The organism is Pararhizobium gei, assembly GCF_029223885.1.
Taxonomy (GTDB): Bacteria; Pseudomonadota; Alphaproteobacteria; order Rhizobiales; family Rhizobiaceae; genus Pararhizobium; species Pararhizobium gei.
This window is the reverse complement of sequence record NZ_CP119409.1, coordinates 2,664,040-2,690,455: the sequence shown is the minus strand read 5'-3', so window position 1 is coordinate 2,690,455 and position 26,416 is coordinate 2,664,040. Positions and strand designations below refer to the sequence as shown.

Genomic DNA, 26,416 nt, shown 5'->3' with positions numbered 1-26,416 from the left:
GTCCGACAGGACAGAGGGGGGTATTGCTGCCCCCGGAGGCCGTCATGCACCTTCTCCTAGCCCAGAAGGGCACCATCACCGATGGCGAGGAGGCGATTGATCTCGGTCAGTCTCCCGCCGACGTCCTGTTTCTGTCGGCCGCCGATACCGAGCTGTCCTCGATCGCTGCCGCGCACCGGACCCGACAGGGCGGCGCAACCCTGAGGGTGGCAAGCCTGCTCACGCTCAAGCATCCGATGTCCGTCGATACCTATGTCGAGCGCACCGCGCGGCATGCCCGGCTCATTATCGTGCGTCCGCTCGGCGGCGATAGCTATTTCCACTATGTGTTGGAAGCCCTGCATGCGGCTGCGGTGACAAACAGGTTCCAGATCGCGGTCTTGCCGGGTTGCGACAAGCCCGATCCGGGTCTTGAGCGGTTTTCCACGGTTTCCGCAGACGACCGCAACCGGATGTGGGCCTATTTCACCGAGGGCGGTGCCGACAATATGGGCCGGCTGCTTGGCTATGGCGAGGCGCTGATCGACGGCTCGGAAAAGCCGGAACCCGCAGCGCCCTTGCTGAAGGCAGGCATCTGGTGGCCGGGTTTGGGCGTGATCGGGGTCGAGGCGTGGAGGAAAGCCATCGGGTTTGGTGTCGCCGGAGAGGCACCCCCCTCTGTCAGCTTCGCTGACATCTCCCCCTCAAGTGGGGAGATTGACCAACTGCATCAGTCGCAGGTCGATGTTGATATTCGTAAAAGTGAATGGGGAAAGCCGGGGCGCGCTGCATCGATCTCCCCCCTTGTGGGGGAGATGCCCGACAGGGCAGAGGGGGGTAAGCCCACCCCGACCGCGGCTATCGCTTCCACGCGTCCCGTCGTTGCCCTTTGCTTCTACCGTGCGCTCGTCCAGAGCGGCGAAACCAGACCTGTCGAAGCCCTGATCGCGGCCCTTGCGGCCGAAGGCATGGCGGCGCTGCCGGTGTTTGTGTCCAGCCTCAAGGATCCGGTGTCCGTCGGCACGTTGGAGGCGATCTTTGCCGATGTGCCGCCGGATGTGGTGATGAACGCCACCGGCTTCGCGGTTTCGGCACCGGGCGCCGACCGCAAGCCGACTGTGCTGGAGAGCAGCGATGCGCCGGTGCTGCAGGTGATTTTTTCGGGCTCTTCCCGTGCCGCCTGGCAAGCCTCGGCGCAGGGGCTGATGGCGCGAGACCTCGCGATGAACGTCGCGCTGCCGGAGGTCGATGGCCGCATCCTGTCGCGGGCGGTGTCCTTCAAGGCCGCAGCGGTCTATGACAGCGCCGTCGAGGCCAACATCGTCGGCCATGAGCCCGTGACCGACCGTGTTGCCTTCGCAGCGGCACTCGCCGCCAACTGGGCGAAGCTCCGCCGCACCGCTGCCGGCGACCGCCGTGTTGCGATCATTCTCGCAAATTATCCGAACCGCGACGGGCGTCTCGGCAATGGCGTCGGCCTCGATACACCTGCCGGCACCATCGAAGTGCTGAAGGCCATGGCCGCCGCCGGCTACGGCATTGATGATATTCCAGCGAGCGGTGACGCGCTGATCGACCACCTCATGCGCGGCCCGACCAACTCCGTCCGCGTCGATTGCGACATCCGCGAGACGTTTTCACTTTGTGATTACAACAGCTTCTTTGCGTCTCTTCCGGTTCAGATTCAGAATCAAGTGCGTGACAAATGGGGTGAGCCGGAGAGCGATCCCTTCTTCCGACACGGCTGCTTTGCCCTGCCGCTGGCGCGCTTCGGCAGGACGCTGATCGGTATCCAGCCGGCGCGCGGCTACAACATCGATCCGAAGGAAACCTATCATTCGCCTGATCTCGTGCCGCCGCATGGCTATCTCGCCTTCTACGCCTTCCTGCGGCAGGACTATGGGGCGCATGCGATCATCCACATGGGCAAGCACGGCAATCTCGAATGGCTGCCCGGCAAGGCGCTGGCCTTGTCCGAGACCTGTTATCCGGAAGCTGTCCTCGGCCCGATGCCGCATCTCTATCCGTTCATCGTCAACGATCCGGGCGAGGGCACGCAGGCCAAGCGCCGCACCAGCGCCGTCATTATCGATCACCTGACACCGCCCCTGACGCGTGCCGAATCCTACGGCCCGTTGAAGGATCTGGAGGCGCTGGTCGATGAATATTACGATGCGGCCGGCGGCGATCCGCGCCGATTGCGGCTTCTGAGCGGTCAGATCCTCGATCTCGTTCGCGATATCGGCCTCGATCAGGATGCCGGGATCGAACAGGCTGATGGTGAGGACAAGGCGCTCGAAAAGCTCGACGCCTATCTCTGCGACCTCAAGGAGCTACAGATTCGTGACGGCCTGCATGTGTTTGGCGTGGCTCCCGAGGGACGTCTGCTGACCGATTTGACGGTGGCACTTGCACGGGTGCCGCGCGGGCAGGGCGAGGGGCGCGACATGAGCCTGCAGCGGGCGATTGCGCGGGATGCCCGGCTGGAAATCTCCTCATTGATCTCCCCGCTTGTGGGGAAGATGTCCGACAAGACAGAGCGGGGTAAAGCCTCCTCCAGTTCAGAGTCTGCCATACCCCCCTCTGTCGGCCGGGCCGACATCTCCCCCACAAGGGGGGAGATCAATCCGGAGCGACTCTTCGATCCCCTCGACTGCGTCCTCTCCGACCCCTGGGCCGGCGACAAACCCGCCATACTCGACGACCAGACGGACGCCCCGTGGCGCACCGCCGGGGACGCGGTGGAACGGATCGAGCTTCTGGCCGCGAAATTTGTCTCCGGCGAAGTGCCATGCCCGCCGGACTGGCCGGTCACCCGGACCGTGCTCGACGAGGTCGAAACACGCCTCAAGCCGTCCATCGTGCAATCCGGTCCGGCCGAGATCGCCGCGCTGATGGCAGGGCTCGACGGACGGTTCGTCGCGCCCGGTCCCTCCGGTGCACCGACGCGCGGACGGCCGGATGTGCTGCCGACGGGCCGGAATTTCTACTCCGTCGACAGCCGCGCGGTGCCGACGCCGGCGGCGTTCGAACTCGGCAAGAAATCGGCAGACCTTTTGATTCGCCGCTACCTGCAGGATCACGGCGACTGGCCGACCTCGATCGGCCTGACTGCCTGGGGCACGTCGAACATGCGCACCGGTGGTGACGACATCGCCCAGGCGATGGCGCTGATTGGAACCAAGCCTGTCTGGGACATGATGTCCCGCCGGGTTACCGGCTATGAAATCCTGCCGCTGGCGGTGCTTGGCCGTCCGCGTGTCGATGTGACCCTGCGCATCTCCGGCTTCTTCCGCGACGCCTTTCCCGATCAGATCGCGCTGTTCGACACCGCCATCCGGGCGGTCGGCGCGCTTGAGGAGGAGGATGCAGACAATATGATCGCAGCGCGGATGCGGCTGCAGACGGCAGAACTCGAAGCCTCCGGCCTGTCGCCGAAGGAGGCGGCGCGGCGTGCGTCCTACCGCGTCTTCGGCGCGAAACCGGGCGCCTATGGCGCCGGGTTGCAGGCTGTCATGGATGAGAAGGGCTGGGAGAGCAAAACCGATCTTGCCGATGCCTATCTCACCTGGGGAAGCTATGCCTATGGCGCCGGCGAGGACGGGAAGGCCGAACGCGGGCTGCTCGAAGCGCGGCTGAAGACCGTCGAGGCCGTCGTGCAGAACCAGGACAACCGCGAGCACGACCTGCTCGACAGCGACGACTATTACCAGTTCGAAGGCGGCATGAGCCTTGCCGTGGAGGAGATGGCCGGCCGCCGGCCCGTTATCTACCACAACGACCATTCGCGGCCGGAAAAACCGGTGATCCGCTCGCTGGAAGAGGAAATCGGCCGCATCGTGCGCGGGCGCGTGGTCAATCCGAAATGGATCGAGGGCGTCATGCGCCATGGCTACAAGGGCGCCTTCGAGATGGCGGCGACCGTCGACTACATGTTCGCCTTCGCGGCGACGACCGGCGCCGTGCGCGACCATCACTTCGAGGCGGTCTATCAGGCCTATGTGATGGACGAGCGTGTCCGGCGCTTCATGGAAGACAAGAACCCGGCGGCATTTCGCGAGATGAGAGAAAAATTGATGGAGGCGATCGACCGGGGGCTGTGGTCGCCGCGGTCGAATTCGGCCCGCTTCGAGCTGCAGGGCCGACCGGTGGCTGCGGAATAGGTCACAAAAGGCCGCATTTATAAAAATCGGATTCTGAGAGGACACATGATGAACGAAGAAGACGTATCGGCAACCGAGACCGTTCCCGTCCAGGACGAGGCCCGCCATGCCATGAAAATGGCGAAGAAGAAGACCGCGCGCGAAAAAATCATGGCGACCAAAACGGACCGGAAGGGCCTGATCATCGTCAACACCGGCAAGGGCAAGGGCAAGTCGACGGCCGGTTTTGGCATGATCTTCCGCCACATCGCCCACGGCATGCCGTCTGCCGTCGTCCAGTTCATCAAGGGCGCCTGGCAGACCGGCGAACGCGACCTGATCGAGAAACATTTCGGCGATGTCTGCCAGTTCTATACGCTGGGCGAGGGGTTCACCTGGGAAACGCAGGACCGGTCACGCGACGTCGCCATGGCGCACAAGGCCTGGGAAAAGGCCAAGGAGCTGATTCGCGACGAGCGCAATTCCATGGTGCTGCTCGACGAAATCAACATTGCGCTGCGCTACGACTATATCGATGTCGCCGAGGTCGTGCAGTTTCTAAAAGATGAGAAGCCGCCCATGACCCATGTCGTTCTGACCGGTCGCAATGCCAAGGAAGAGCTGATCGAGGTGGCCGATCTGGTCACTGAAATGGAGCTGATCAAGCATCCTTTCCGCTCCGGCATCAAGGCGCAGGTCGGGGTCGAATACTGAAAAGGCCGGGCGCTCAGAGACCGAGCCACAGCCGGATCGGATGCGCCGGATCGGCCAGAAGCCGGATTGCGAGCGCAATGGAGGTGATGACGAGCAACGGCTTGATGATTCGGGCGCCGTTCTTCATCGCAAAGCGCGAGCCGACCTGCGCTCCGGCGAACTGGCCGGCGCCCATGATCAGGCCGACCTTCCACAACACGACGCCATAAAAGACGAAAACGACGAAGGCGCCGAGATTGGAGCCGAAGTTGAGGAATTTCGTGTGGGCCGTCGCTTTCAGCACGCCAAAGCCGGCAAGGGCGATGAAGGCGAGCATGAAAAACGAGCCGGTGCCGGGACCGAAGACCCCGTCATAAAAGCCGATCAGTGGCACCAGCGTCAACGAAAACACAAACGATGTCATCCGTTGCGACCTGTCGACATCGCCGACATTCGGCTTGAACGCGAAATAGAGCGCGATCGCCATCAGCAGAAAGGGCAGAAGCACTTTCAAGACGTCGCCCGGCACGAAGGTCGCGAGCACGGCGCCGAGTGCCGCACCGAGCGCCGAGGTGGCGGCCATCGGCATCTGCCCGCGCAGATCGACATGGCCGCTGCGCGCATAAGCGATCGTTGCGGAGCCCGAGCCGAACAGGGATTGCAGCTTGTTCGTGCCAAGCGTTTCCAGCGGCGGAATGCCGGCCAGCAGCATGGCGGGAATGGAGATCATCCCGCCGCCGCCGGCAATGGAATCGATGAAGCCGGCGAGAAAGGCTGCGAGGAAGAGAAGGGCGAAAAGGTGTAGCGCAAGGTCTTGCAAGGCGGGAACTCGACGATGTGGCGATTCATGGATGCGACAATTCGTGCCCTCTTTGTCAGACCGGGTAGGGAAAGCATAGGTCGCCCGATGCAATTTAATGCCTGACCTTATATCCACGCCATGGCGCAGGCGGCAGGGTGAACGCCGCAAACCGGTTTGACCGGCCCTTTTCCCTCCGGTAACAATGCTCCGATGCGACGGTGCCTATTCCGATAGGCTGAAAGAGCGTCCGGTGCGGCCGACCCAGTCAGGGGGCTTCCATCCGGTGCTGTCCAATCACTGTGAAGTTCAACGGCTTCGCAGGCCCGCGCATGATTGTTTTGGCGCGGGAGGCCGTCTTTCGGATGCAGTCACAGAGCGGAGATCCTGCCCGGCACACAATTTTCGCGCTGGGGCTTGGCTGCGAGCGCGGAACGCCGGGTGATGAACTGATCCGGCTGGCCGAGGCGGCGATGGAGGCTGCCGGCATCGGCCGGCAGGCGCTGTCCTGCATTGCCTCGCTCGATGTCCGTGCCGCCGAACCCGCGATGATGGCCGCCGCCGAATATTTTGCCGTTCCCTTCGAGGTGTTCGATGCGGCAAAACTTGCGGCCGAGAAAGACAAGCTGCAGACACCGTCCGATATCGTCTTTGCCCTGACCGGCTGTCATGGCGTGGCGGAGGCTGCGGCGCTCGCCGCCGCAGGTGGCTCAAGCCGACTGGTCGTCCCGAAGATCAAGTCGGCGCGTGCCACGGTGGCAATCGCGCAAGGCGACGTTTATGGGTGGGATCAACGGTTTGCTGCGGGTTTTGACGAAAGAGAATCGCGGTCTTCACAATCCGATTCAGGTCGTTGGCAGGCGATCTCGCCAGAGACCGCATCATGAGCGACGCGCTGTTTTCAGGGCTGCCGAACATTGATCCCGGGTCCGTCTGGCTCGTCGGCGCCGGTCCCGGCGATCCCGGCCTGTTGACGCTGCATGCGGTCAATGCGCTGCGCCAGGCAGATGTCATCGTCCATGATGCGCTCGTCAATTCGGATTGTCTGGCGCTCTCCAAGCCCGGCGCCGTTCTGGAGTTCGCGGGAAAACGCGGCGGGAAGCCGTCGCCGAAGCAGCGTGACATCTCGCTTCGCCTGGTGGAGCTTGCACGGCAGGGCAAACGCGTTCTCAGGCTGAAGGGCGGCGATCCCTTCGTTTTCGGACGGGGCGGCGAAGAGGCCTTGACGCTGGTCGAGCATGGCGTTTCGTTCCGCATCGTGCCCGGCATTACCGCCGGCATCGGTGGTTTGGCCTATGCCGGCATTCCGGTGACGCATCGCGAGGTCAATCACGCCGTCACCTTTCTGACGGGCCATGATTCGTCCGGTCTCGTTCCCGATCGCATCAACTGGGAGGGTATCGCCAAGGGCTCACCCGTCATCGTCATGTATATGGCCATGAAGCATATCGGCCAGATCGCCAGCAATCTTATTGCGGCTGGGCGGTCACCGGACGAGCCCGTTGCTTTCGTCTGCAATGCTGCAACCCGCGAGCAGACAGTGCTTGAAACGACCTTGGGCCGGGCCGAGGCCGACGTTGTCGCGTCCGGACTTCAGCCGCCGGCCATCGTTGTCGTCGGCGAGGTTGTGCTGTTGCGCCAATCGCTCGATTGGATGGGCGCACTGGAGGGGCGGGTGCTGGTCGGCGATCCCTTTGCCAGCCGTGCAGTCAGGGGCGGGGCATGACAGGTTTCCTGATCGCCGCACCGTCCTCCGGATCCGGAAAGACGACGATTACGCTTGGGCTGATGCGGGCGTTGAGAGACCGCAACGTGCGTCTGGCGCCGGGCAAGGCCGGGCCGGACTATATCGATCCTGCCTTCCATACGGCGGCCTCCGGGCGTCCTTGCCTGAACTACGACCCCTGGGCGATGCGTGCCGATCTTCTGCTGAGCAACGCCGCGGAAGCGACCGCAGGCGGCGAAACACTTGTCATCGAGGCCATGATGGGGCTTTACGACGCGGCGGTAGACGGCAGGGGCTCGCCGGCCGATCTCGCGGCGCTCCTCGGTCTTCCCGTCATCCTCGTCGTCGATTGCGGCCGCATGGCCCATTCCGTGGCGGCGCTTGTCAGCGGCTTTGCCGGTTACCGGGCGGACATCCATATCGCCGGCGTCATCCTCAACAAGGTCGGCAGCGAGCGTCACGAGGCGATGCTGCGTGTCGCGCTGGCGTCCATAGATATGCCTATCCTCGGGGCGCTGAGACAGCACAAGACCCTGAAGCTGCCCGAACGTCACCTCGGGCTCGTGCAGGCCGGAGAACATGGCGACCTCGATCTGTTCATCCAGAATGCGGCGCGGATGGTTGTTGAACAATGCGATCTGGATGCCATCCTCGCTGTGACGCAGACGGGCATGGCGCATCCGCCCGCTTGCCCGGCAATGCCGCTGAAGCCGCTCGGACAGACGATCGCGATCGCCCGCGATATCGCCTTTGCCTTCTGTTACGAGCATCTTCTCTCAGGCTGGCAGCGGGCGGGCGCCGAGATGTCGTTCTTCTCGCCGCTTGCCGATGAAGGGCCGGACGCGGACGCCGATGCGGTCTATCTGCCTGGTGGTTACCCGGAGCTTCACGCCGCGGCTTTGGCACATGCCGGTCGTTTCAGAGCCGGCATGATCGACGCCCGGGACCGGGGAGCCCGTATTTTCGGCGAATGCGGCGGCTACATGACACTCGGTGAGGGCCTCGTCGCGGCCGACGGCATTCGCCACGAAATGCTTGGCTTCCTGCCGCTGGTGACGAGCTTTGCCGAACGCAAGCGTCACCTCGGCTATCGGCGTGTGAGCCCGCTTGATGCCAGCTTCTTCGACGGGCCGTTGATGGCACATGAATTTCACTATGCCTCGATCGTATCCGAAGGGGATGCCGACCGGCTGTTCGACACGGCGGACGCCGCGGAGACACGGCTGGGTCCTGCCGGCTTGCGGCGCGGCATGGTCGCCGGGTCCTTCATGCATATCATCGACAGGGCGGCTTGATGCCTTCTCCGATCATTCATGGCGGCGGCATCACGGAAGCGGCAAGCCTCTACGGTGGCGATCCGAAGGACTGGCTCGATCTTTCCACCGGTATCAATCCCAATCCGGTCGCGCTGCCGCCTATCCCGCCCGAAGCCTGGCACAGGCTGCCGGATGCCTATCTTGCCGATGCGGCGAGGACGGCTGCAGCCCACTACTACGGCTCGGGCGGCATTCGGCCATTGCCCGTCCCGGGAACCCAGTCAGTCATCCAGCTTTTGCCCCGACTGGTCGTGCCTGGCCGCCGCGTCGCGATCTTCACGCCGACCTATGGCGAATATGCCCGGGTCTTTGACGCTGGGGGCTTTGTCATCGATCCTGTCGAAACCATCGGGGTCGAAGCCATCGGGCAAGGGCTCGCGGATCACGGGATGGTCGTGCTCGTCAACCCGAACAACCCGACGGGCCGGGCCTTTTCCGTGCAGGACATCTCAGGCATGGCGCGAGGTTTGGCGCAGACCGGCGGCCTGCTCCTGGTCGATGAAGCCTTCGGCGACATGCAGCCGGAGCGGAGCGCGGCATCGCTGGTCCATGACCACCCAAACCTCATCGTCTTCCGCTCGTTCGGCAAATTCTTCGGGCTGGCAGGATTGAGGCTCGGTTTCGTCATTGCCGCCGCGCCGGTTCTCTCCCCCTTTGAGGAATGGCTCGGACCCTGGCCGGTCTCGGGGCCTGCGCTGAGCATCGCCGCATCATTGCTCACCGGCAATCGGCACGCTGTTCACGCCCTCATTCGAGAGCGCAAGACGGCACTGGATGGCGTTCTGACGGAAGCAGGGTTGCTCCCCGTCGGCGGCACCGCTCTATTTTCGCTCGTTGTCCATGATCATGCTGACCGGCTGCACGCGCATCTGTGCCGCGCAAAAATCCTGACGAGAAAGTTCGACTATGCACCGTTCTGGTTGAGGGTGGGTCTTGCGCCCGACGCCGCAGGCGATACACGGTTGAGAGAAGCCTTGCGCCACTTCGATACCGCCTGAACGGACCCTGCATGTCGACCGAAATCTTTCTTGTCCTGTCGGTTGCTCTGATTCTCGATCGTGTCTTCGGTGATCCGGACTGGCTCTGGCGCCGGCTGCCGCATCCGATCGTGCTGTTCGGCGCAATGATCGGCTGGGCCGACGGACGCTTCAACCGTCCGCCGGTCGGCAGCGACAAGCGCAGGCTTGGTGGCCTTGTCGTCATTCTCCTGCTTCTCCTGTGGAGCTTCGCCTGCGGCTGGCTGCTGCATTGGTTGCTGATGCCGCTGGGGCTTGCCGGGATCGCCCTGGAAGCGCTTGTGGTCGCGGTCTTTCTTGCGCAGAAAAGCCTTGCCGATCACGTCGGACGTGTTGCTTCCGGCTTGAGATCGCACGGTCTTGCGGGGGGAAGACAGGCGGTGTCAATGATCGTCGGCCGCGATCCGGAAACGCTGGACGAACCGGCCGTCTGCCGGGCCGCGATCGAAAGCCTCGCCGAGAATTTCTCCGACGGTGTCGTTGCCCCGGCGTTCTGGTATGCGTTATTCGGTCTTCCGGGTCTTTTTGCCTACAAGATGTTGAACACCGCCGATTCGATGATCGGCCACAAAAACGAAAAATATCTGTATTTCGGCTGGGCATCGGCGCGCCTCGACGATCTGGCCAACCTTGTGCCTGCTCGGTTTTCAGTTCTTCTGATTGCCGCCGGTGCAGCAGCGAGCGTCAGCCGCGGTGCAGGGCGCAGCGCCATGGATGCAGCCCTGCGGGACCATGGTCTTCACCGTTCGCCGAATTCCGGCTGGCCGGAAGCCGCGATGGCTGGCGCGCTCGGTCTTCAACTGGCCGGGCCACGCATCTATTCCGGTTCCCTGGTCCAGGAGCCGATGATCCATGCTGCAGGACGTCCCGTCGCCACGGCCGGCGATGTCGATCGGGGCGTTGCGATATTCTATGCTGCATGCGGGATGCTGTTCGGGGTTACCGCTTTGGCGGCGCTCCTTTCCTTATAGTTTGAAATACTGTCTATTGACGACACCAGTGTCATTTTTAATGATCTGTTTCCCATTCGTATTAAGCCGATGTCATTTCTCGTCGTCTAAGTTTTGTCCTTGCGTACTTTTCAGTAAAAATCATATTTCGTCCTGAGGGGGACCTTATGCGCAGCTTCGTTATGGCCATTCTGGCGCTTTCTTTCATGGTCTTCCAAGCGGTTCCCGCCTTTGCCGCCAATCTTACTGCCAATATCAGTCTTTCGTCTCAAACCATGGTCGTCTCGCAGAACGGCATTGTCCGTTATCGGTGGAAGGTTTCGACGGCCCGCAAGGGTTACGTCACGCCAAAGGGCAGCTGGCGCGCAAAATGGCTGTCGCGCCATCATCGGTCGCGCAAATACGACAATGCGCCCATGCCATTTGCGGTGTTTTTCAACGGCGGATATGCCGTACACGCCACATACGACCTGAAGCGTCTCGGCCGTCCGGCTTCACATGGCTGCATCCGTCTTCATCCAGACGATGCGGCGGCGTTCTTTTCGCTCGCCAGCCGGAACGGCTTGAAGAATACGCGGATCGTCGTGACCCGCTGAACAATCGATCATCTCCGTCTGACGTTTGCGCAACACAGCCAGCAGAAATGCAACACATGGGCGTGAGGCCATTGGCTTTTCAGCCGCAGTTACCTATAGGTTCGCGCAACCACGAATTCTAAAGAGGTATGCGCGTGACAGCTACATTCGACAAGGTTGCGGACATTATTGCGGAAACGAGCGAGATCGACCGCGAAACCATTACGCCTGAAAGCCACACCATTGACGATCTGGGCATCGACAGCCTGGACTTCCTCGACATCGTCTTTGCGATCGATAAGGAATTCGGCATCAAGATCCCGCTTGAGCAGTGGACCCAGGAGGTCAACGAAGGCAAGGTTTCGACCGAGGAATATTTCGTCCTCAAGAACCTCTGCGCCAAGATCGACGAGTTGAAAGCCGCCAAGGGCTGACGAAGAATGGGTGCCTCATGATGGTGCCCTCGACGAGATCGATGCCGCTTGTGGCGCACTCCCGCGCTTGACAGGCGGCATTCGCGTTTTTACTTGACGCTTGGCGAACATGCTGCCGGACATAGCCGACAGGTGCCGCGCTGATTAGAAATCCGGAGCATTCCAAGTGCTGTTTCCGCTGCACTGCGTTCCGGGCCAAGCTGGATTTCATCCTGATGCTTCTTGAATATTTTCAAATGATCGACCGGGTCGAAAGCCTTGATCTCACCACTGGAACCTTGACGGCGCGTTCGGTCGTTCCGGCCAAAAGCCCGGTCTTCGAAGGACATTTTCCCGGCTACCCGCTGGTTCCCGGCGTTCTTCTGATCGAGACCATGGCGCAGGCCTCCGGTTTTCTTGTGCTTGCCGCCACGAATTTTGCCGCCATGCCGTTTCTGATGTCGGTTGATGGAGCCAAGATGCGGACGTTCGTCGAGCCCGAGGCCGTGCTCGATATAGAGGCCTTCCTGGAGCATGACGGGTCCGGTTTTGCCGTGACGAAGGCGAAGATCACGTCGCAGGGCAAAAAGGTCTGCGATGCGCAACTGAAGCTGCGCACCATGCCGTTCGACCAGGTGCCGCTCGGCCCGATCGTCAGGAAGCGGGCCAAAGAGGTCGGGTTGGTGGCTGCGATGGAACGCGCCGGGCTGCCAGGGGCCGGGGTAGTGGGGGAATGACGATGGGCAAATCTGCAAACGACGTCGTCATCACCGGTATTGGTATCGTGACCAGCCAGGGCGTCGGCACAGATGTGCATACGACGCTGCTGACAGCTGTGCAGCCACCCGCAGTCCGGGTCGAGACCGAGCGTTTTGCGCCCTATCCGGTCCATCCGCTGCCCGAGATCGACTGGTCGCAGCAAATTCCGAAGCGTGGCGATCAGCGGCAGATGGAGAACTGGCAGCGGCTCGGCGTTTTCAGCGCGGGGCTGGCACTGGACGATGCCGGGCTGAAGGACGATCTGGAAGCCTGCGGCAGCATGGATATGATCGTCGCTGCGGGCGGTGGCGAGCGGGACATCACTGTCGATTCGCTGATCGTTGATGAGGCGCTGAAGCGGAACGACCGCGAGCACCTGCTGAACGAGAAGCTGACGACCGAACTGCGCCCGACGCTGTTTCTGGCGCAACTGTCGAACCTGCTCGCCGGCAATATCTCCATTGTCCACAAGGTCACCGGTTCGTCGCGTACCTTCATGGGCGAGGAGGGCGCCGGCATCTCGGCGATCGAGACGGCCTTTGCGCGCATCAAGGCGGGGCAATCCACCCATACGCTGGTCGGTGGCGCATTTTCCGCCGAGCGTCTCGATATGATCCTTCTCGTCGAAGCCATTCAGGGCCATGCGCTTGGCAACTGGCAGCCGATCTGGTCGCGCAAGCCCGAACACGGCGGCGGCATGATACTCGGATCGGTCGGCGCCTTTCTCGTGCTGGAATCGCGCGGGCATGCGACAGCCCGCGGTGCCCGCATCTATGCCACGATCGATGCGATCGGCGGCGATCGCGGCAGCCGTGACGGCGACCGTCTCGAGCAGCGCCTGGACTATTTGACGACGCCTGCCGCCGATGCCGATCCGGCCTCGACCATCGTGTTTTCCGGCACGTCGGGGTTTCACGATCTCGCAGCACGCGAAAAGGCATTTCTGGACGCGCAGTTCCCGAAGGCAGCGATCCGCGCCTATGGCGGGCTTGCCGGTCACGGGCTGGAGGCCCAGTTTCCGCTCGGTCTCGCCTTCGCTGCCTTGACGCTCGGTTCCGGGGCAAAGGTTCCTCCTTTCGATGCAACGGTGGAAACGCCCATGGAAGACGCTGCCAAGACGGCCATTGTTACGACCATCGGTCATGCACGCGGCGAAGGCATTGCCGTTCTCTCGGCAGAAGAATAAGGAGCGGCGGGCATGACCAGCGCTTATAAGGATCATCTCGGCCGCCCGCTGATCGCGGTGACAGGCATGGGCGTCATCACCTCTCTTGGCCAGGGCGTGGAAGACAATTGGAAGGCGCTGACGTCAGGCGTTTCAGGCATCCACAAGATCAGCCGGTTTCCGTCAGAGGGGCTTTCGACGCGAATCTGCGGAACCGTTGATTTCATTGAAATTCCAGTCGAAAACTCGGTTGAGCGTTCCTACGCCTTTGCCCGCGAAACCACGGCGGAAGCCCTGGCCCAGGCAGGCCTGTCCGGTGACTTCAACGGTCCGCTGTTTCTGGCGGCTCCACCGATCGAGCCGGAATGGAGCGCCCGTTTCGAGCTTGCCGACCGTGCAAAGCCGTCTGAAAAGCCGGGTGATGCCTATGATCGTTTCCTCGCCGCCATGCGCGAGCGTGCCGATCCGGCTTTCCACGAAGCCTCGCTGTTCGGCGCCATATCCGAGCGCCTGTCGGACCGCTTCGGAACACGTGGCCTGCCGGTGACGCTGTCGACCGCCTGCGCCTCCGGCGCAACCGCAATCCAGCTCGGCGTGGAGGCGATCCGTCAGGGACGCACCGATCGCGCATTGACGGTCGCGACGGACGGTTCGGTCAGTGCCGAAGCCCTGATCCGCTTCTCCCTTCTGTCCGCTCTTTCGACGCAGAACGATCCGCCGGAAAGAGCATCCAAGCCATTCTCAAAGGACCGCGACGGCTTCGTCATCGCCGAAGGCGCCGCGACCCTGGTGCTCGAATCGCTGGAAGCAGCCGTCGCGCGCGGCGCGAAAATCTACGGCATCCTGAAGGGATGCGGCGAGAAGGCTGATTCCTTTCATCGTACCCGCTCCTCGCCGGATGGCGCCCCCGCGATCGCGACGATCCGCGCGGCGCTTGCCGATGCCGGTCTGAACGAAAGCGATATCGGCTATATCAATGCGCACGGCACCTCGACGCCTGAGAACGACAAGATGGAATATGGCGCGATGCTGTCGGTGTTTGGCGAGGCCTTGCCATCCATTCCGGTCTCGTCCAACAAGTCGATGATCGGCCATACGCTGACAGCCGCCGGCGCGGTCGAGGCGGTCTTCTCCTTGCAGACGATGTTGACGGGGACCTTGCCGCCGACGATCAACTACCAGAACCCGGACCCGGCCATCGTGCTCGATGTCGTGCCGAACGTGAAACGCGATGCGCAGGTTACCGCCGTTCTGTCGAACTCGTTCGGCTTTGGCGGCCAGAATGCCAGCCTTGTCATGGCGGCCGAACCGGCTTAATCGCACAGCCTATTTTGACGAACACGCCTTGGGGCGGGAGACTGTATCATGCGCGCCTTGCAACTGGTCGACGACCGTAAGCTCGAAATCACCGATCTGCCCGAGCCCGAGGCCCCGGGTCCGGGCGAGGTGACCTTGCGCGTCAAGGCCGTCGCCCTCAATCACATCGACGTCTGGGGCTGGCGCGGCATGGCGTTTGCCAAGCGCAAGATGCCGCTTGTGATCGGCGCGGAAGCGTCAGGGGTGGTGGACCAAATCGGCCCCGGCGTCGCCAATGTCCTGCCGGGACAGCTCGTCTCCATCTATGGCGCGCGCACCTGCGGCCTCTGCCGCCCCTGCCGGGAAGGCCGCGACAATCTCTGCGAGCACGTCGGCGGCGTGCATGGCTTTCACCTGGACGGTTTCGCGCAGGAAAAGGTCAATCTCCCGGCACGGCTGCTGGTTCCCGCCCCTCCGGGCGTCGATGCCATCGGCGCCGCCGTGGCGCCTGTCACCTTCGGCACGGTCGAACACATGCTGTTCGACAATGCCAAGCTTGAACCGGGCGAAACGATCCTCATCCATGCCGGCGGGTCCGGCATCGGCTCTGCGGCGATCCAGCTTGCCAAGAAGATCGGCTGCACCGTGATCACTACCGTCGGGTCCGACGACAAGATCGAGAGGGCGAAGGCGCTTGGCGCCGATCACGTCATCAATTACCGCACCGACCGTTTCGAGGGTGTGGCCCGCAAGATCACCAAGAAAAAGGGGGTCGACGTGGTTTTCGAACATGTCGGCAAGGATACCTGGGCCGGTTCGATGTTCATTCTCAAGCGCGGCGGCCGGCTCGTCACCTGCGGTTCCACCTCCGGCGTCTCCACCGACATCAATCTGATGATGCTGTTCCAGCAGCAGCTGAAGCTGATCGGCTCCTTCGGCTGCCGCATGGAAAACATGGCGAATGCCATGCAGAAGATGGCCCGCGGTCTTGTCCATCCCGTCATCGACACCGAGGTCGGCTTCTCCGAGATCGACAAGGCGTTGGAGCGGATGGAGACCCGTCAGGTCTTTGGCAAAATCATTCTACGGATGGACTGATCCGTGCGCATGCTGATCACAAGGCTGGTTCTGAGGCTTGAGCGTTTCCGCCAGTGGTCGATCGCGCAGTTTGTGTTTCTTCTTCTGGGTCTTCTCAAGCTTTTCCCGGCCGATCCGGCCATCCGGTTTTCCGAGAAATTTACCCGCTGGCTGGGACCGAAGCTCAAGCAGCGTCACGCGCTGACGACAACCAATCTGCGCAACGCCTTTCCTGAAAAAACCGCGGCGGAAATCGAGGCGATTGCGCTCGAAAGCTGGGGGAGCATCGGCCGGCTTGCGGCGGAATATGTGTTTCTCGACGAGATTTTCGATTTCGATCCGCAAAACGTGAAGCCCGGCCGTATCGAAGTGTCTGGAATATCTCTGTTTCTTGAATTGCGCGACAATCCCAGGCCCTTTATCGTTTTCACCGCCCATACCGGGAATTTCGAGCTGTTACCCGTCGCAAGCGCCGCTTTCGGGCTTGATGTCACAGTGCTTTTCCGGCCGCCGAACAACCCTTTTGTCGCAGACAAGGTTTTCGAGTTCCGAAAGCAGCGGATGGGCAATCTCGTTCCTTCGCATGCCGGATCTTCGTTTACACTCGCCCGCAAGCTCGAAGCGGGCGGATCGGTTGGCGTGCTGGTCGATCAGAAGTTCAAAAAGGGCCTGACGACGAAATTTTTCGGGCGCAACGTGCGCACCAATCCGCTGCTTGCCAAACTGGTGCGACAGTTCAACTGCGAGGTTTATCCTGCCCGGTCGATTCGCCTGCCGAACGGCCGTTTTCGTCTGGAACTCGAGCCCGCCATTGCCATTCCGCGAAAGCCCGATGGCAGCGTCGATGTCAATGCGACTGCCCAGGTTCTGAACGACAAGGTAGAGAGCTGGGTGCGGGAATATCCGGGCCAGTGGCTGTGGTATCATGATCGCTGGAGCATCAAGCGCAAGCTCAAGTTCTGACCTTGCAGCCTCTGGCAATGGTGAAAGCCGTGTAGGGCATTCCTTGGCAATCTGCAAAAGACTGTTTTCTTGCGCGAACCTCTTCCCCGAGATGGATTTGCAGGTTTCATATTGGGACCAATCTCGTGGAAACATGCGATAAAGTTTACTGTCCAGGAGTTGTATGCAAATCGCGGTAGTGTACAGTTAGAGCTGATATGCATCTCTGGGTGAAGATGCGGCTGCCTTTGAAAGCGGCTTGAGGGGTGGGGGCAGATTTGCAGAAATCGATCGATCTTTTCTGGTTGAAATATCGCCAGTTGCGGCAGGCGGTGAAATCTGGAGATACAGTGCTGGTTAATGTTCTTGACCGCGAAATGCTACCCCTGCTCAATGCCATACATCAGCAAGACGCTTTGACGGCAACCGACGCGCGGTTACAGTTCCAGTTCATAGTGGATCTCCTTCAAAAGGAGGCAGACGACATGTCGAGCGTGCTTCGGCAATGCGAAGCATTGCAGGCATTGGTGGACCGCTATTTTTCCGCGGACCACGGCGAGAAATTCGAAAATAGCCGTGCGACCGTGTCTGCGCAGTGCCGGCAGAACAATCCTTGGGATGAGGGCTTTCTCAACGAGGCTATCTTGAACTGCATGCCGGATCGTATCGCGGTGATCACGACGGATTACCGTTATCTCTACACCAACCCTGCCAATGCGGAGCGCCTCAACGAGCGGCCGATGGATCTCGTCGGTCGCCATATCGTCGAGTTCGTGGGCTTCCGGCGCTTCGAACAGCGAGTAAAACCGAATCTCGACAGATGTTTTTGCGGAGAAATGATCGACTATACTTTTGCGAAGGACCTCAACAGTCATACGGTCGTGGTGCGGTGCCGCATGACCCCCTGCAAGTCGAATACCGGAAAGATTATCGGCGCAATTCTCACCCTGCAGGAAATCGCCGACCGCCGCCGCATGATCGCTGCCTGATGGACGTCAGGATCCGGCCGCTCTGCTGCTGCTATCGGTCAGACCATACGGCGAGTTCGTAGCCGTCCGGATCCAGGAACTGGAACCGGCTACCACCCGGAAAGGAGAAGGTTTCCTTGACGATCCGCGCGCCCGCAGCCTCAAGACGCGCCTGCGTCGCGGTGAGATCATCGGCGTAGAGAATGACCAACGGTCCGCCTGGCTTTGCCTCGCCCGTCGTGAGGCCACCTGTCAGCCGGCCATCGCTGAACTCGCAGTAATCCGGGCCGTAATCGGTGAACGACCAGCCGAAGGCTGCGCCGTAAAATGTCTTGGAGCGCGGGATATCGGCGACGGCAAACTCAATGTTGTCGATCTGACGATCGATACCCTTCTGCGCCATTGTGTGACCTCGGTTAGAGCTTCCTGGTTTATCTCGGGGACATGCTTCAGGCTTCCAGAAGGGCCTTCAGCGTCTTAAGGTCCTTCAGGACCCAATCCGAATCCCGCCGGAACTGTTCATCATCCATATCCGGCAATTTCAGCACTGTGAACATAATCTCGGCGCCGCTGCCGTTTGGCACGACGCGGAAGGCATTGTTGACGTTGAGCCCTGTTTCCATGGTGACGGTATGGTCCATCACGCCGAAATCATTCTCTTCTGCAAAGCGGACGCGAACCACACCGAGGGGGCCCCGCGCGACCCAATGATCACCCTCGCGTTCCAACCCGTCGCTAAGCCCTGAAGCCCAGAGCGGCATGTTTTCCGGCCGGCAGGCGAAGGCGTAGACCTCCTGCCAGGTCTTTTCTATGCCGAGATGGACGATTTGCGCTTCCATGACGCTCATTGCGGGATTCTCCGTGTCAGCAGTTCCGGCAAGCTTGCCGGACCTCGTTCCCATTGCAGTATGCGTCCCTGCAGGCGTTCCGTCACCACCGCGCCTGCATCTTTCTGCGAGGCTCCGGACGCCATTCGGAAAAGTCTCGATTTCAGCAACAATCCCTTGTCGTTAATCGATTTGAGTGCCAAAACTCCCCCGGCATCCGCAAGGTGTGGTCCGGCTTCCCAAGCGGGGAAAACGTCTTGCTTCAATCAATCTGGTGAAGCGGCTTTCGTGTCAATGGGCAGGGCATCTTCACCGTTCAACGGAGGCACATACGTGGCACAGGCAGAAATCGGCCTTATCGGTCTCGGCGTCATGGGATCGAATCTGGCGCTCAACATTGCGGAAAAAGGCAACACGATCGCGGTCTTCAACCGCACCGTCGATGCCACCCGCAAATTTTATGCCGAGGCTGGCGCCCTGCAGGGCCAGATTGTTCCCTGCGAGACGATCGAGGAATTCGTTGCCGCCATCCGCCCGCCGCGCCCGATCATCATCATGATCAAGGCTGGTGATCCCGTCGATCAGCAGATGGAACTTCTCAAGCCTTATCTCGAGACAAACGACATCATGATCGATGCGGGAAATGCCAACTTCCGCGACACGATGCGCCGTTTCGACAACCTCAAGGATAGTGGCCTGACCTTTATCGGCATGGGGGTGTCCGGGGGCGAGGAGGGCGCACGTCACGGCCCGTCGATCATGGTGGGCGGCAAGGAAGAGTCGTGGAAGCGTGTCGAGACGGTGCTGACCTCGATCGCCGCGAAATACGGAGACGATCCTTGCGTCGCATGGCTCGGTGAAAACGGCGCGGGCCATTTCGTCAAGACCATCCACAACGGCATCGAATATGCCGACATGCAGATGATCGCCGAGATCTACGGCATCCTGCGCGACGGCCTCAAGATGAGTGCGACGGAAATCGGCGCGGTCTTCGGCGAGTGGAACAAGGGACGGCTGAATTCCTACCTGATCGAGATCACCGAGACGGTTCTGAACGCCGCTGATCCGATCACCGGCAAGCCGATCGTCGATCTCATTCTCGACAAGGCCGGCCAGAAAGGCACCGGAAAATGGTCGGTCATCGAGGCGCAGAACATGGGTGTTCCCGCAACGGCGATCGAAGCCGCCGTTGCCGCTCGCAGCATTTCTTCGGTCAAGGCGGAGCGCGAGGCCGCGGAGCAGGTGCTCGGCCTGCCGGATGTCGGCGAGTTCCGGATAGCGGACAAGGCGGCTTTCCTCAAGGATCTGGAAAGCGCTCTGCTGGCATCGAAGATCGGCGCCTATGCGCAAGGGTTCGCGGTGATGTCTGCGGCATCCAGGGAATTCGGCTGGAACCTGCCGATGCCGACGATCGCCCGTATATGGCGTGCCGGCTGCATCATCCGTTCGCAGTTCCTGGATGAAATCACCACCGCCTTCACCAAGGATCCGCATGTTGCCAACCTGATCGTCACCCCTGCTTTCGCCAAGATGGTCAAGGACAGCGACGGCCCTCTGCGCCGTGTCGTCTCATCCGCAGTTCTGGCCGGCCTGCCGGTTCCGGCTCTCGCCTCGGCGCTCGGCTATTTCGACAGCTACCGCCGCGCGCGCGGGACTGCCAATGTCATCCAGGCGCAACGGGATTTCTTCGGTGCCCATGGCTTCGACCGCACCGATGGCGTTGATGCCCATCATGGCCCCTGGGGTAGCGGCCTGAACGCCTGAGTGCAATCAGACTGGAACGATCTTCAAGCCGCGCGATAGGTTCGCGCGGCTTTGAATTCCGCCGGCGGATGTCAGAGTGCCTTGCTCAAGCTCTGAAGTTCGACGGCGGGCAGCCCGGCAATGCGGCCGATTACGGCCTTTGCAAGCTCCCTGCCTGCATGGCGAATATCTTCGTTCATGGTGATGAGTTCCGGCCGCAGCCAGCTCAGGAAATCGCTCGGCACTTTTGAGACCATGTCGACGTCGCGTTTCAACTTTTTTCCAGCCGATTCCAGCCCGGCCACGACCGCAATCGAGCCGGCGCCTGAGCCTGAGACGATGCCGTCCGGCGCGTCCTCAGCACGCATCAGCGTCTCGAAGGCGGCCCGTATCTCCAGAAGGCTGCTGTCGAGATCGACGATGTCGAGCGCGACGGACTCAAGGCCGAAATCGCGTATGCCGCGATCAAAGCCGCTGCGCATGTGGCGATGGAAGGTGAGATGCGGCGGTGGTTGCAGAAGCACCAGTTTCCTTCGCCCGAGAGCGGCCAGCCGCCGCACGGATTCATAGGCGAAGCCCTCGTTGTCGAAGTCGTGGTATGGATGAACAAGTCCCATATCGGTCCGGCCATGGGTGGCGAAGGGGAAGTTCCTCTCCATCATCAGCGCAACGCGTGGATCTTTCGGCTCGGTACGGGAAATGATCACGCCGTCGGCGGCACTTGTGTCGAGAACGTACCGAACTGGCTGAAGGGCGTCCTTTGATGTCCGATAGGGCGTAATCACCAGATGGTAGGGCGTCGATGCGAGGATTTCCGAAATGCCGACGACGATAGGGCTCGTCAGTCCCATGACCTCTTCCTCAAGCGACAGTACGAGGCTGATGACATTGGTCTTGCCTGTCCGAAGGCGGACGCCCGCCCGGTTCGGCTGGTAACCCACCTGCTGCGCCACAAGCCGGACACGCTGTTTGGTTTCGGCACCGATATCGGACGCATCCTTCAGGGCGCGCGATACAGTGGTAATGCCAAGCCCCGTCATAAAGGCGATCGTCTTCAAAGTCGGGCGATCCTGCAACGATGGCGGCAGGGCCGGCCTCCTCGTGGTCTTGTCATCCATGCCCGATGCCTCTTCTCCTGCGCTCTATGGCGACCTATGCCCTATATGAAAAATACGGCCAAGTGAAACTCGTCCTGCGCTCGTATGATTTCGCGAAACTGTAACGATGCAGGAAGATTGTCGAGTGCTTTTTTTGACGCCCGATACTAAACTTAAACACGAAGTTGAATATTGCAGTGCAAAAAAATTTTGTGCAAACGCGAGATTTTTTGACCGAAGAAATAAGGAGGAAAGCACAATAATCATCGAATATCTTGAAAAAAAAACGGATAACAGCCGGATCTGATCAAGACGTCTCGATCTTCTTGCATACGGATATCTTGTAACCTTAGATTGTACTTGACCTTTTCCCAAGAAAATTTTAGCGCTGACTGTTGCGTCTCGAAATCCTTTCAACTAAGTTTTTACGGTAACGTTACAGTGAGGGAGGAAAAACTCATGAAATTGCGTTTGTTGGCTGCTGTCCTGGCGGCGACTGTCGTATTTCCGCTTGGTGCGGTCCGTGCTGCCGATCTTGAGGTGACCCATTGGTGGACCTCGGGTGGTGAGGCTGCGGCCGTCGCCGAGCTGGCCAAGGCTTTCGATGCGACCGGCAATAAATGGGTCGATGGAGCCATTGCCGGCGGCGGTAGTACGGCGCGGCCGATCATGGTCAGCCGCCTCACAGGCGGTGATCCGATGGGGGCAACCCAGTTCAATCATGGCCGTCAGGCAGAAGAACTGGTTCAGTCCGGACTTATTCGCGACCTGACCGATGTCGCGACCCGGGAAAACTGGAAGGATATCATCAAGCCGATCAGCCTGCTCGACTCCTGCACGATCGACGGCAAGATCTATTGCGCGCCGGTCAATATTCATTCCTGGCAATGGTTGTGGCTTTCGAATGCGGCGTTCAAACAGGCTGGCGTCGAGGTTCCGAAAAACTGGGACGAATTCGTTGCGGCGGGTCCGGCTCTTGAAAAGGCCGGGATCATCCCTCTGGCTGTCGGTGGTCAGGCCTGGCAGGCCAATGGCGCTTTTGGCGTTCTCATGATCGCGATCGGCGGCAAGGATCTGTACCAGAAGGTTTTTGCTGACAAGGACGCCGAGGCGGCAGGCGGCGCCGAGATGGCAAAAGTGTTTAAGGCGGCCGACGATGCGCGCCGCCTGTCCAAAGGGAGCAATGTCCAGGATTGGAACCAGGCGACCAATCTCGTGATCACCGGCAAGGCTGCCGGTCAGATCATGGGCGATTGGGCACAGGGCGAGTTCCAACTGGCGGGTCAGAAAGCCGGCACGGACTACACCTGCCTTCCGGGTCTCGGTGTGAACGAAATCATCTCCACCGGTGGCGACGCCTTCTATTTCCCGCTGCTGGAGGACGAGGAAAAGGCAAAGGCGCAGGAGGCGCTGGCATCGACGCTGCTTGATCCAAAAACTCAGGTCGCCTTCAATCTGAAGAAAGGCTCGCTTCCTGTTCGCGGCGATGTCGATCTTGCCGCTGCAAACGACTGCATGAAGAAGGGTCTGGAAATCCTTGCCAAGGGCAATGTCGTGACCAGCACCGACCAGATGGTCTCCGCCGACACGCAGAAGCAAACGGAAGATCTTTTCTCCGAGTTCTTTGCGACCGCGTCCATGACGCCGGAAGATGCGCAGAAGCGCTTTGCGGACATCATCGCAGCCGCCGATTGACCGATCTCACGTGTGATGCCGGCTCCGCAAGGCGGGCCGGCAGAACCCAGGCTCAACCGTCGCCGTGTCGTCGATGCGGCGGTGGCGTGAGCGAGGCAGGGTCGTAGCACGATTGCCCCGGGGCTTACCCGATAACCGATCCAGCAGAGGAGTGATCCATGACGGGCCAAGCGCATGCCGGCCGGCCGAACCAGTTGCTGCGCAATCTTAATTCCAAGATTGCCTCCATTCCCATGATGCTGACCGCTGTTGTTATTTTTCTCGGCGGGACGCTCTGGACGGTCTTTTATTCTTTCACGAATTCCAAGTTGCTGCCGCGATTGAATTTTGTCGGTCTCGACCAGTATGAGCGCCTCTGGTCCGCGCCCCGCTGGCTGGTGTCGATCGAGAATCTTGCGGTCTACGGTGTTTTCTCGCTGATCTTCAGCCTCACGATCGGTTTTATCCTTGCCGCGTTGATGGACCAGAAAATCCGCTTCGAGAACACGTTTCGCACAATCTTTCTGTATCCTTTCGCGCTGTCCTTCATCGTCACAGGCCTTGTCTGGCAATGGGTTCTCAACCCGGAATTCGGAATCCAGTCGGTGGTGCGGTCGCTGGGCTGGACGAGCTTTGCCTTCGACCCTCTCTATAATCAAAGTATCGTCATTTATGGCATCCTCATTGCCGCGCTCTGGCAGGGAACGGGGCTTGTCATGTGCCTGATGCTCGCCGGCCTGCGCGGGATCGATGAGGACATCTGGAAAGCGTCCCGCGTAGACGGGATTCCGATGTGGAAAACCTATCTGCTCATCGTCATTCCCATGATGCGCCCGGTTTTCATCACCACGCTCGTGATCATCGCCAGCGGTATCGTCCGGGTCTACGATCTCGTCGTGGCGCAGACCAGCGGCGGTCCCGGCATCTCCTCGGAAGTGCCCGCCAAATATGTCTACGATTACATGTTCCAGGCACAAAATCTCGGCCAGGGTTTCGCGGCATCGACCATGATGCTGATCACCGTCGCCATTATCATCGTGCCATGGGCCTATCTGGAATTCGGAGGACGCAAGCGTGGCTGATACACGAGCTTTTGGAGGTCCGGCCGGTTCGGCCTCAAGACAGGTGCAAGGACCGAGCGGCAAGAAGCCCCGCCCGACATTTTCGCCGCGGAACATCATGATCTACGGCACGCTGCTGCTGTTCGCCTGCTACTATCTATTGCCGCTTTACGTGATGGTCGTGACATCGCTCAAGGGCATGCCGGAAATCCGACTCGGCAATATCTTCTCGCCACCTGTCGAAATCACTTTCGAACCCTGGATCAAAGCTTGGTCGAGCGCCTGCACGGGCCTCAATTGCGATGGCCTGTCGCGAGGCTTCTGGAACTCCGTACGCATCACCATTCCCTCAACGCTCGTCTCGATCGTGATCGCGTCGATCAACGGCTATGCGCTGGCAAACTGGCGCTTCAAGGGCGCGGATTTCTTCTTCACGATCCTGATCGTCGGTGCCTTCATTCCCTATCAGGTCATGATATATCCGATCGTCATCGTGCTGAGGGAAATGGGCCTCTACGGTTCGCTGACCGGTCTGATCATCGTTCACACGATCTTCGGCATGCCGATCCTCACGCTGTTGTTCCGCAACTACTTCACCTCGCTGCCGGAGGAACTGTTCAAGGCGGCGCGCGTCGATGGCGCCGGGTTCTGGACGATCTACTTCAAGATCATGCTGCCGATGTCTCTGCCGATCTTCGTGGTGGCCATGATCCTGCAGGTCACCGGCATCTGGAACGACTTTCTGTTCGGCGTGGTCTTCACCCGCCCGGAATATTACCCGATGACCGTCCAGCTCAACAATATCGTCAATTCAGTCCAGGGCGTGAAGGAATACAACGTCAACATGGCGGCAACCATCCTGACCGGTGCCGTTCCGCTGTTCGTCTATTTTGTTTCCGGGCGGCTTTTCGTCCGCGGTATCGCCGCCGGCGCAGTGAAAGGGTGAGTGCATGAATAACGTCAGCGTTTCCGTCAAGGATCTGTCGTTGAGTTTCGGCGCGGTTACCGTGCTCGATACGTTGAACATCGACATCAAAGACGGTGAATTCCTCGTCCTGCTTGGCTCGTCCGGCTGCGGCAAGTCCACGCTTTTGAACTGCATCGCAGGTCTTCTCGACGTCACCGGCGGCCAGATCTTCATCAAGGACAAGAATGTCACCTGGGAAGAACCCAAGGATCGGGGCATTGGCATGGTGTTCCAGTCCTATGCGCTCTACCCGCAGATGACCGTGGAGAAGAACCTTTCCTTTGGCCTGCGCGTCGCCAAGCTGCCGCAGGCGGAAATCGACAAGCGTGTCGCGCGCGCTGCTGAAATCCTGCAGATCCAGCCACTCCTGAAGCGCAAGCCGTCGGAACTGTCGGGTGGCCAGCGTCAGCGTGTGGCCATCGGCCGGGCGCTGGTGCGGGATGTCGATGTCTTCCTGTTCGACGAGCCTCTGTCCAATCTGGACGCCAAGCTGCGGTCCGAACTGCGTGTCGAAATCAAGCGTCTCCACCAGGCGCTGAAGAACACGATGATCTATGTCACCCATGACCAGATCGAAGCCTTGACGCTTGCCGACCGGATTGCCGTCATGAAAAGCGGCGTCATCCAGCAACTCGCCGATCCCATGACGATCTACAATTTTCCCGAAAACCTCTTTGTTGCAGGTTTCATCGGATCGCCATCGATGAATTTCTTCCACGGCGAGATCAGGGAGAAGGCTGGGCGAAAGGTAATCGAGGTCAAGGGCGTCGATTTTGGCATGGAGACTTATCCTGCCCGCGGTCCGTTGGAAGCCGGCCGCAAGGTCGTGCTCGGTGTTCGCCCGGAACATGTCAAAGTGGATGAGCGTGTGTCGGGCTTCGAGGTTCACGATGCGGTCGTCGATATCGAGGAGCCGATGGGAGCCGACAACCTGCTGTGGCTGAAACATGCCGGGCAGACCATGTCGGTCCGGATTGCCGGATCCCGCCGCTATACGCCCGGTACGGCGGTGAAAATCAGTTTCGACATGGCAATGGCCTCGGTCTTCGACGCCGTGACAGAGGACCGCATCTAGTCGGGTGAACGGTTGTTGTGGGCTTACCCCCTGTTCGCGATGCTGGCATCTCGCCCTCAAGAGGCATGGAAGCTGCCGCCATCGCACGGCATTCTAGCGGCCGATACCGCCCCATGAAGGGGAGATTCGCCGGAAGGACAGAGGGGCATATACCTC

Annotated in this window: 24 protein-coding genes; 20 read left to right on the top strand and 4 right to left on the bottom strand. The window is 60.5% G+C overall.

From position 1 onward, the window contains the following. The first annotated feature begins 44 nt into the window (after nucleotides 1-44). On the top strand, nucleotides 45-4,142 hold the full coding sequence (cobN, locus tag PY308_RS13155; RefSeq protein WP_275783229.1) for a cobaltochelatase subunit CobN: 4,098 nt from the start codon (nucleotides 45-47) through the stop codon (nucleotides 4,140-4,142). A 48-nt stretch (nucleotides 4,143-4,190) separates the two neighbouring features. Beyond that, nucleotides 4,191-4,835 carry a cob(I)yrinic acid a,c-diamide adenosyltransferase gene (gene cobO, locus PY308_RS13150; protein WP_275791116.1) on the top strand — a complete coding sequence of 215 codons (645 nt, stop codon included), beginning with the start codon at nucleotides 4,191-4,193 and terminating at the stop codon, nucleotides 4,833-4,835. A gap of 13 nt (nucleotides 4,836-4,848) precedes the next feature. Here the strand turns inward: cobO and PY308_RS13145 are convergent, their stop codons facing one another. Then, nucleotides 4,849-5,634 (bottom strand): TSUP family transporter, encoded by a 786-nt coding sequence (locus PY308_RS13145; RefSeq protein WP_275783228.1) that lies wholly within the window; start codon nucleotides 5,632-5,634, stop codon nucleotides 4,849-4,851. A 344-nt stretch (nucleotides 5,635-5,978) separates the two neighbouring features. On the opposite strand from PY308_RS13145, the gene PY308_RS13140 reads away from it, so the two are divergent. From PY308_RS13140 to PY308_RS13080, 13 genes are all read left to right on the top strand, one after another. Beyond that, nucleotides 5,979-6,500 carry a cobalamin biosynthesis protein gene (locus PY308_RS13140; protein ID WP_338051068.1) on the top strand — a complete coding sequence of 174 codons (522 nt, stop codon included), beginning with the start codon at nucleotides 5,979-5,981 and terminating at the stop codon, nucleotides 6,498-6,500. After that, a complete protein-coding gene (gene cobA, locus PY308_RS13135; RefSeq protein ID WP_275783226.1) occupies nucleotides 6,497-7,339 on the top strand; it encodes a uroporphyrinogen-III C-methyltransferase in 843 nt (280 codons plus the stop codon). The genes PY308_RS13140 and cobA overlap by 4 nt, the downstream gene beginning before the upstream one ends. Continuing rightward, the gene (locus PY308_RS13130) at nucleotides 7,336-8,634 is read left to right on the top strand and encodes a cobyrinic acid a,c-diamide synthase CobB (RefSeq protein WP_275783223.1); all 1,299 of its coding nucleotides are present in this window, start codon (nucleotides 7,336-7,338) and stop codon (nucleotides 8,632-8,634) included. Before cobA ends, PY308_RS13130 begins: the two co-directional genes overlap by 4 nt. After that, on the top strand, nucleotides 8,634-9,653 hold the full coding sequence (cobD, locus tag PY308_RS13125; protein WP_275783219.1) for a threonine-phosphate decarboxylase CobD: 1,020 nt from the start codon (nucleotides 8,634-8,636) through the stop codon (nucleotides 9,651-9,653). The genes PY308_RS13130 and cobD overlap by 1 nt, the downstream gene beginning before the upstream one ends. Nucleotides 9,654-9,664: 11 nt before the next feature. After that, nucleotides 9,665-10,642, top strand: a complete 978-nt coding sequence (cbiB, locus tag PY308_RS13120; RefSeq protein ID WP_275783217.1) for an adenosylcobinamide-phosphate synthase CbiB — start codon at nucleotides 9,665-9,667, stop codon at nucleotides 10,640-10,642. A 146-nt stretch (nucleotides 10,643-10,788) separates the two neighbouring features. Continuing rightward, a complete protein-coding gene (locus PY308_RS13115) occupies nucleotides 10,789-11,217 on the top strand; it encodes a L,D-transpeptidase (protein WP_275783214.1) in 429 nt (142 codons plus the stop codon). Between the two features lie 128 nt (nucleotides 11,218-11,345). Next, nucleotides 11,346-11,630, top strand: coding sequence for an acyl carrier protein (locus tag PY308_RS13110; protein WP_112834592.1), 285 nt, complete (start codon nucleotides 11,346-11,348; stop codon nucleotides 11,628-11,630). A 215-nt stretch (nucleotides 11,631-11,845) separates the two neighbouring features. After that, a complete protein-coding gene (locus tag PY308_RS13105; RefSeq protein WP_275783211.1) occupies nucleotides 11,846-12,346 on the top strand; it encodes a 3-hydroxyacyl-ACP dehydratase FabZ family protein in 501 nt (166 codons plus the stop codon). A gap of 2 nt (nucleotides 12,347-12,348) precedes the next feature. Next, nucleotides 12,349-13,554, top strand: a complete 1,206-nt coding sequence (locus PY308_RS13100; protein WP_275783209.1) for a beta-ketoacyl-ACP synthase — start codon at nucleotides 12,349-12,351, stop codon at nucleotides 13,552-13,554. Nucleotides 13,555-13,566: 12 nt separating this feature from the next. Further along, complete coding sequence (locus PY308_RS13095; RefSeq protein ID WP_275783207.1) at nucleotides 13,567-14,850, top strand: beta-ketoacyl-ACP synthase; 1,284 nt, start codon at nucleotides 13,567-13,569, stop codon at nucleotides 14,848-14,850. A 48-nt stretch (nucleotides 14,851-14,898) separates the two neighbouring features. Beyond that, nucleotides 14,899-15,927: a zinc-binding dehydrogenase gene (locus PY308_RS13090; protein ID WP_275783204.1), complete on the top strand. Its 1,029-nt coding sequence runs from the start codon at nucleotides 14,899-14,901 to the stop codon at nucleotides 15,925-15,927. Nucleotides 15,928-15,936: 9 nt separating this feature from the next. Continuing rightward, complete coding sequence (locus PY308_RS13085) at nucleotides 15,937-16,869, top strand: lipid A biosynthesis lauroyl acyltransferase (protein WP_275791115.1); 933 nt, start codon at nucleotides 15,937-15,939, stop codon at nucleotides 16,867-16,869. Between the two features lie 257 nt (nucleotides 16,870-17,126). Continuing rightward, on the top strand, nucleotides 17,127-17,837 hold the full coding sequence (locus tag PY308_RS13080; protein WP_275783202.1) for a PAS domain-containing protein: 711 nt from the start codon (nucleotides 17,127-17,129) through the stop codon (nucleotides 17,835-17,837). Between the two features lie 31 nt (nucleotides 17,838-17,868). Here the strand turns inward: PY308_RS13080 and PY308_RS13075 are convergent, their stop codons facing one another. Both PY308_RS13075 and PY308_RS13070 read right to left on the bottom strand, forming a co-directional pair. Beyond that, a complete protein-coding gene (locus PY308_RS13075; RefSeq protein ID WP_275783200.1) occupies nucleotides 17,869-18,219 on the bottom strand; it encodes a VOC family protein in 351 nt (116 codons plus the stop codon). Between the two features lie 46 nt (nucleotides 18,220-18,265). Then, nucleotides 18,266-18,664: an SRPBCC family protein gene (locus PY308_RS13070; RefSeq protein ID WP_275783197.1), complete on the bottom strand. Its 399-nt coding sequence runs from the start codon at nucleotides 18,662-18,664 to the stop codon at nucleotides 18,266-18,268. 312 nt (nucleotides 18,665-18,976) lie between these two features. Between PY308_RS13070 and gnd the strand changes: the two genes are divergently transcribed. Next, nucleotides 18,977-20,407: an NADP-dependent phosphogluconate dehydrogenase gene (gene gnd, locus PY308_RS13065; RefSeq protein ID WP_275783195.1), complete on the top strand. Its 1,431-nt coding sequence runs from the start codon at nucleotides 18,977-18,979 to the stop codon at nucleotides 20,405-20,407. A gap of 71 nt (nucleotides 20,408-20,478) precedes the next feature. Here gnd and PY308_RS13060 read toward each other — a convergent pair whose 3' ends face one another. Further along, entirely contained in the window at nucleotides 20,479-21,504 is a 1,026-nt protein-coding gene (locus tag PY308_RS13060; protein ID WP_275783192.1) for a LacI family transcriptional regulator, read from the bottom strand. A gap of 438 nt (nucleotides 21,505-21,942) precedes the next feature. On the opposite strand from PY308_RS13060, the gene PY308_RS13055 reads away from it, so the two are divergent. The 4 genes from PY308_RS13055 to PY308_RS13040 all read left to right on the top strand — a co-directional run bounded on the left by PY308_RS13055 (nucleotide 21,943) and on the right by PY308_RS13040 (nucleotide 26,260). After that, nucleotides 21,943-23,178: an ABC transporter substrate-binding protein gene (locus PY308_RS13055; protein WP_275783189.1), complete on the top strand. Its 1,236-nt coding sequence runs from the start codon at nucleotides 21,943-21,945 to the stop codon at nucleotides 23,176-23,178. 158 nt (nucleotides 23,179-23,336) lie between these two features. Next, on the top strand, nucleotides 23,337-24,239 hold the full coding sequence (locus tag PY308_RS13050) for a carbohydrate ABC transporter permease (RefSeq protein WP_275783186.1): 903 nt from the start codon (nucleotides 23,337-23,339) through the stop codon (nucleotides 24,237-24,239). Between the two features lie 97 nt (nucleotides 24,240-24,336). Next, a complete protein-coding gene (locus PY308_RS13045) occupies nucleotides 24,337-25,164 on the top strand; it encodes a carbohydrate ABC transporter permease (RefSeq protein WP_275791114.1) in 828 nt (275 codons plus the stop codon). A gap of 4 nt (nucleotides 25,165-25,168) precedes the next feature. Next, a complete protein-coding gene (locus tag PY308_RS13040) occupies nucleotides 25,169-26,260 on the top strand; it encodes an ABC transporter ATP-binding protein (protein ID WP_275783184.1) in 1,092 nt (363 codons plus the stop codon). The last annotated feature ends 156 nt before the right edge of the window (nucleotides 26,261-26,416 follow it).